7 protein-coding genes are annotated in these 6,261 nt (G+C 66.5%); 6 read left to right on the forward strand and 1 reads right to left on the reverse strand.

Translation table 11 applies throughout. The annotated features are described in order from the left end of the window. The 6 genes from KH616_RS20015 to KH616_RS20040 form a co-directional block, all read left to right on the forward strand. A partial coding sequence (locus KH616_RS20015) for a nitrilase-related carbon-nitrogen hydrolase (protein ID WP_292250115.1) occupies nucleotides 1-295 on the forward strand: 295 nt, incomplete at its 5' end. A 237-nt stretch (nucleotides 296-532) separates the two neighbouring features. Continuing rightward, nucleotides 533-1,537: a glycine--tRNA ligase subunit alpha gene (gene glyQ / locus KH616_RS20020; RefSeq protein WP_292250116.1), complete on the forward strand. Its 1,005-nt coding sequence runs from the start codon at nucleotides 533-535 to the stop codon at nucleotides 1,535-1,537. A gap of 17 nt (nucleotides 1,538-1,554) precedes the next feature. Beyond that, nucleotides 1,555-3,654, forward strand: a complete 2,100-nt coding sequence (gene glyS, locus KH616_RS20025; RefSeq protein ID WP_292250117.1) for a glycine--tRNA ligase subunit beta — start codon at nucleotides 1,555-1,557, stop codon at nucleotides 3,652-3,654. Between the two features lie 10 nt (nucleotides 3,655-3,664). Beyond that, nucleotides 3,665-4,228, forward strand: a complete 564-nt coding sequence (gmhB, locus tag KH616_RS20030; protein ID WP_292250120.1) for a D-glycero-beta-D-manno-heptose 1,7-bisphosphate 7-phosphatase — start codon at nucleotides 3,665-3,667, stop codon at nucleotides 4,226-4,228. 43 nt (nucleotides 4,229-4,271) lie between these two features. Beyond that, nucleotides 4,272-5,036, forward strand: coding sequence for a lysophospholipid acyltransferase family protein (locus KH616_RS20035; RefSeq protein WP_292250122.1), 765 nt, complete (start codon nucleotides 4,272-4,274; stop codon nucleotides 5,034-5,036). A 46-nt stretch (nucleotides 5,037-5,082) separates the two neighbouring features. Then, nucleotides 5,083-5,937, forward strand: a complete 855-nt coding sequence (locus KH616_RS20040) for a SprT family zinc-dependent metalloprotease (RefSeq protein ID WP_292250123.1) — start codon at nucleotides 5,083-5,085, stop codon at nucleotides 5,935-5,937. 87 nt (nucleotides 5,938-6,024) lie between these two features. Here the strand turns inward: KH616_RS20040 and KH616_RS20045 are convergent. Then, nucleotides 6,025-6,261 (reverse strand): VOC family protein (locus KH616_RS20045; RefSeq protein ID WP_292250125.1); only part of this gene is annotated, 237 nt, incomplete at its 5' end.

The following is a 6,261-nucleotide window of genomic DNA, read 5'->3' on the forward strand; positions in this document are numbered from 1 at the left end:
GGCGTCCGGCACTGGGCAGCACCTGCAGATCGCGCGGATGCGCGCGCTCGAGACCGGCCGGCCGATGCTGCGCGCGACCAATACCGGCATGACGGCCGCGATCGACGCGCGCGGCCGCGTGCTCGGCCAGCTCAAGCCGTACACGATCGGCTCGCTCGACGTGCGCATCGAAGGCACGAGCGGCTTCACGCCGTACGTCACGAGCGGCAACAACACCGTGCTCGCGGTGTCGTTCATGCTGCTGGCTTTCGGTTTCACGTTCGGGCCGGCGCTGCGCCGGCGCGGCCGGCAGTAAAACCCGATGCCGTGCGCAGCGCGTTCACGCAGGCTGCGCACATCGCAACGACCGGCCTTTGCCGCCTGATCCGCGCATCGACATCCTCCTCGATCCCGTTCCGGCCGCAGCCGGCCGCCGATCCGGTAAAATTGCACGTTTCAGCACACTAATAAGCCGCGCCGCCGCGCGAGCGCACCCCGGGCCCCCGCCCGCGGCCGCGCCCGCAACGGAGCGCCAGCGCCACGAAGGCTCCTCATGCTTACGTTTCAGCAAATCATCCTGACGCTGCAGTCCTACTGGGACAAGCAGGGTTGCGCTCTGCTCCAGCCCATCGACATGGAAGTCGGCGCGGGCACCTCGCACGTTCACACGTTCCTGCGCGCGGTCGGCCCCGAGCCGTGGCGCGCCGCGTACGTGCAGCCGTCGCGCCGCCCGAAGGACGGCCGCTACGGCGAGAACCCGAACCGCCTGCAGCATTACTACCAGTACCAGGTCGTGCTGAAGCCCGCGCCGGAAAACATCCTCGATCTGTATCTCGGCTCGCTGGAAGCGCTCGGCTTCGACCTGAAGCAGAACGACGTGCGCTTCGTCGAGGACGACTGGGAGAACCCGACGCTCGGCGCGTGGGGCCTCGGCTGGGAAGTGTGGCTGAACGGCATGGAAGTGACGCAGTTCACGTACTTCCAGCAGGTCGGCGGCCTCGACTGCAAGCCGGTGCTCGGCGAAATCACCTACGGTCTCGAACGTCTGGCGATGTACCTGCAGAAAGTCGAGAACGTCTACGACCTGATCTGGACGGAATGGGAAGAGCAAGGGCCGGACGGCCCCGAGCTGCGCCGCCTGACCTACGGCGACGTCTACCATCAGAACGAAGTCGAGCAGTCGACCTACAACTTCGAGCATGCGAACGTCGACCTGCTGTTCACGTTCTTCAACAGCTACGAGTCGGAGGCGAAGCGGATGATCGAGGCGCAGCTCGCGCTGCCGGCCTATGAACTGGTGCTGAAAGCCGGCCACACGTTCAACCTGCTCGATGCGCGCGGTGCGATCTCGGTGACCGAGCGCGCGGCGTACATCGGCCGCATCCGCGCGCTGTCGCGTCTCGTCGCCCAGGCGTATTACGAATCGCGCGAGAAGCTGGGCTTCCCGATGCTCGGCAATCCGCCGGGCGTGCCGGGCCTCACCACCGATGCCCAGGATGCCGCACAGCCGGCATGGGCGCCGCCGCTCAAGGTCGAACGCAAGATCGATCAGGACTGACGAGATATCTTCACATCATGACGCACAACCATCCCGCCCCCCTGCTCGTCGAACTGCTGACCGAAGAGCTGCCGCCGAAGGCCCTCGCGCGCCTCGGCGACGCGTTCGCCGAAGGCCTTGCGCAACGCCTCGCGGCGCGCGACCTGATCGAAGGCGAACTCGTCTTCGAACGCTATGCCACGCCGCGCCGCCTCGCTGTCGTCGTCCAGAACGTGCGCGCCGTCGCCCCGGAAAAGCAAGTCCGTGAAAAAGTGCTGCCGGTGTCGGTCGCGCTCGACGCGGAAGGCAAGCCCACCGCGCCGCTCGCGAAGAAGCTCGCGGCGCTCGGGTTCCCGAACCTGTCGATCGCCGATCTCGAACGCGCGCAGGACGGCAAGGCCGAAGCCTTCTTCGTCAACTATTCGGCCGCCGGCGTGACGCTCGCCGACGGCCTGCAGGCCGCGCTCGACGAGACGCTCGCGAAGCTGCCGATCCCGAAGGTCATGACCTATCAGCGTCCGGACGGCAGCGACGTGCAGTTCGTGCGTCCGGTGCATCGCCTGACGGTGCTGCACGACGATCGCGTCGTGCCCGTCACCGCGTTCGGCATCGACGCCGGCGATACGACGCTCGGCCATCGCTTCCTGTCCGACGGCCTCGTCGCCATCACGCATGCGCGCAGCTACGCGGACACGCTGCGCGACAAGGGCCGCGTGATCGCGCATTTCAACGACCGCAAGGAAACGATCCGCACGCAGCTGGAAGAGCATGCGAACGGCGACACCGTCGTGATGCCCGAATCGCTGCTCGACGAAGTCACGTCGCTCGTCGAATGGCCGGTCGTCTATCCGTGCCGTTTCGAGGACGAATTCCTGCAGGTGCCGCAGGAATGCCTGATCCTCACGATGCAGACCAACCAGAAGTATTTCGCGCTGACCGACATCGCCGGCAAGCTGCGTTCGCGCTTCCTGATCGTGTCGAACATCGAGACGAAGTCGCCGAGCGAGATCGTCGAAGGCAACGAGCGCGTCGTGCGCCCGCGCCTTGCCGACGCGAAGTTCTTCTTCGAGCAGGACAAGAAAAAGCCGCTCGCGGAGCGCGTGCCGCTGCTCGCGAACGTCGTCTACCACAACAAGCTCGGCTCGCAGCTCGCACGCGTCGAACGCGTCGAGACGCTCGCGGGTGAAATCGCGCCCGCGATCGGCGCCGACGCCGCCATCGCGAAGCGCGCCGCACGGCTCGCGAAGGCCGACCTGCTGACCGACATGGTCGGCGAGTTCCCCGAACTGCAAGGCACGATGGGCGCTTACTATGCACGCCACGACGGCGAGCCGGAAGACGTCGCGATCGCCTGCACCGAGCACTACCAGCCGCGCTTCTCGGGCGATGCGCTGCCGACGACGCCCGTGTCCACCGCGGTCGCGCTCGCCGACAAGCTCGAAACGATCGTCGGCATCTGGGGCATCGGCCTCGCGCCGACCGGCGAGAAGGATCCGTTCGCGCTGCGCCGCCATGCGCTCGGCGTGCTGCGCCTGCTGCTCGAAAAGCAGCTGCCGCTCGATCTCGTGTCGCTGCTGCGCACGACGTACGCACGTTTCGCGACGGTGGCGGGCGTCGCCGAATCGACCGACGCGATCTACGCGTTCTTCATGGATCGCCTGCGCGGCCTGCTGCGCGAGCGCGGCTACTCGGCCGGCGAAGTCGACGCCGTGCTGAGCCTGAACCCGACGCGCCTCGACGATATCGTCGCGCGCCTCGACGCGGTGCGTGAATTCACGCGTCTCGCCGAAGCCGAAGCGCTCGCCGCCGCGAACAAGCGGATTTCGAACATCCTGAAGAAGTCGGAAAGCAGCGCGAACGGCACGGTACAGCCGACCCTCTTCGTCGAAGCCGCCGAAAAGGCCCTGCACGAGCAACTCGCCGAAGTGACGCCGCGCGTGCAGTCGCAACTCGAAGCGCGTGCGTACACGGGCGCGCTGTCGGCGCTTGCCGCGCTGCGCGCGCCGGTCGATGCGTTCTTCGACGGCGTGATGGTCAACGCCGAGGATCCCGCGCTGCGTGCGAACCGGCTCGCGCTCCTGTCCGCGCTGCACCAGCAGATGAACTGCGTCGCAGACATCTCGAAGCTTGCCGCATAAGGGCCGCACGATGCCGATCAGCGCCACCAAGAAGCTTGTCGTCCTCGATCGGGACGGTGTCATCAACACCGATTCCGACGCATTCATCAAGTCGCCGGACGAGTGGATTCCGCTGCCCGGCAGCCTCGAGGCGATCGCGCGGCTCAACCACGCGGGGTATCGCGTGGTTGTCGCCACCAATCAGTCCGGCATCGGCCGCGGGCTGTTCGACATGGCGGCGCTCAATGCGATGCATCTGAAGATGCATCGCGCGGCGGCGGCGGTCGGCGCGCGTATCGACGCCGTGTTCTTCTGCCCGCACACGGCGGAAGACCACTGCGACTGCCGCAAGCCGAAGCCTGGCCTGATGCAGATGATCGCCGACCGTTTCGAGGCCGACCCGGAACATACGCCGGTCGTCGGCGATTCGCTGCGCGACCTGCAGGCGGCCGTCGCGCTCGGTTTCCAGCCGCATCTGGTGCTGACCGGCAAGGGCAAGAAGACGCTCGCCGCGGGCGGCCTGCCGCCCGGCACGAAAATCCACGACGACTTGCGCGCATTCGCGCTCGATTTCCTTTCACACGAACACGAGTGATGCGGGCGCCGCGCGCATCCTCCTTCACGCCAGACTCACGCCGATGCGCTTTGTCCGCTCCCTGCTGCTGCTGATCTACTTCATCGTATTCACGGTGCCGTACGCGACCGCGTGCTTCATCGCCTTTCCGTTCCTGCGCCCCGACGGGCGCTACAAGATGGCGGCGGGCTGGTGCAAGTCGACGCTGTGGGTCGTGCGCTGGCTCAACGGCATCCGATACCGGATCGAAGGCTACGAGAACTTGCCTGACGGGCCCGCCGTGCTGCTGTCGAAGCATCAGTCGGCCTGGGAGACGCTCGCGTTTCCCGCGCTGATGCCGCGCCCGCTGTGCTACGTGTTCAAGCGCGAATTGCTGTACGTGCCGTTCTTCGGCTGGGCGCTCGGAATGCTGCACATGATTCACATCAACCGCAAGGAAGGCAAGAACGCGTTCGACTCGGTGATCCGTCAGGGCAAGAAGCGTCTCGCCGAAGGCGCGTGGGTCATCATGTTCCCCGAAGGCACGCGCACGCCGGTCGGCAAGCAGGGCAAGTACAAGACCGGCGGCGCGCGCTTCGCGATCGAAACCGGCACGCAGGTCGTGCCGATCGCACACAACGCCGGTCGCGTATGGCCGCGCAACTCGTTCACGAAATTCCCGGGCGTCGTCACGGTGTCGATCGGCAAGCCGATCGACGTGCGGGGCCTCACGCCGGATGTCGTGAACGCGCGTGTCGAAAGCTGGATCGAAGCCGAAATGCGCCGTATCGATCCGGACGCGTATTCACGGCAGGGCGACACCGACAAACGCCATGCCGCGCGCGTCTGACCCGCGCCGGTTAACGCCGTTGCGCACGCCGACGAGAAGCGAACCGATGAGCAGGCGGACGCGGACACGGCCCGCCGTCGCGGCCCTCGATCATCGCCAGCTGGACTTGCCGCTCTTCGACGGGCCGTCCGCCGCGCCGTCCTCGCCCGCCGCTCCACCGGAACCCGCGACCGACCGCTCGCGCGTGCGCACGTTCGCACTCGACAGCCGCGTGCTCGAATACCGGCTGAAGCGCTCCGCGCGACGCACGATCGGCTTCACGATCGACGGCAGCGGACTGACGATCACCGCGCCGCGCTGGGTCACGCTGGCCGATATCGAGGCGGCGATCGCGGAGAAGCAGCGCTGGATCTTCGCGAAGCTCGCGGAATGGAAGACGCGCGCCGAACAGCGTGCCCTGCCGCAGATCGACTGGCGCGGCGGGGCGCAGATCCCGTATCTCGGCAGACCGGTGACGCTCGTGCTCGCGCCCGATGCGGGCGCCGTCACGTTTGACGACGAAACGATGCGGCTCGCGTTGCCGTTGCCCGCGCAAGCGGACGCACAGCAGATCAAGGATCGCGTGCAGGGCTGGCTGCAAGGCGAAGCCAAGCGGATCTTCGGCGAGCGCCTGCCGTTCTATGCGGAAAAGCTCGGCGTCACGTATTCGATGTATGCGCTGTCGTCGGCCGCCACGCGCTGGGGCAGCTGCTCGAGCGACGGCAGAATCCGCCTGAACTGGCGGCTGATTCATTTCCCGATGTCGATCATCGATTATGTCGTCGCGCACGAACTGTCGCATCTGCGCGAGATGAATCATAGTCCGCGCTTCTGGCAGACGGTCGAGTCGATCTTCCCGGAATTCCGCGAGGCGCGGCATACGCTCAAACACCATCCGCCCGAGTTGCTGCCGTCGCTGTAGACACCAAACAAACGGGCGGCACAGGTCGCCCTGTGCCGCCCGTCTCACGGCGCGCATCGCACGCGCCGCAATACGATCATCCGGCGCTCAGTGCGCCTTCTTCTGGATGAATTCGATCTTGTAGCCGTCCGGATCCTCGACGAACGCTATCACGGTCGTGCCGTGCTTCATCGGTCCGGCTTCGCGCGTGACCTTGCCGCCTTGCGCCTTGATGCGCTCGCAGGCCGCGTACGCGTCGTCGACTTCCACCGACAGATGGCCGAAGCCCGTGCCCAGATCGTAGGACGGCGTATCCCAATTGTGGGTCAGATCGATCACAGTGCC

Origin of the sequence: Burkholderia sp., assembly GCF_018375725.1 — a bacterium.
Classification (GTDB): Bacteria; Pseudomonadota; Gammaproteobacteria; order Burkholderiales; family Burkholderiaceae; genus Burkholderia.

Coding starts and splice junctions, on each gene's coding strand:
- glyQ (WP_292250116.1), top strand. CDS start 533: ATGCTTACGTTTCAGCAAATCATCCTGACGCTGCAGTCCTACTGGGAC.
- glyS (WP_292250117.1), top strand. CDS start 1,555: ATGACGCACAACCATCCCGCCCCCCTGCTCGTCGAACTGCTGACCGAA.
- gmhB (WP_292250120.1), top strand. CDS start 3,665: ATGCCGATCAGCGCCACCAAGAAGCTTGTCGTCCTCGATCGGGACGGT.
- KH616_RS20035 (WP_292250122.1), top strand. CDS start 4,272: ATGCGCTTTGTCCGCTCCCTGCTGCTGCTGATCTACTTCATCGTATTC.
- KH616_RS20040 (WP_292250123.1), top strand. CDS start 5,083: ATGAGCAGGCGGACGCGGACACGGCCCGCCGTCGCGGCCCTCGATCAT.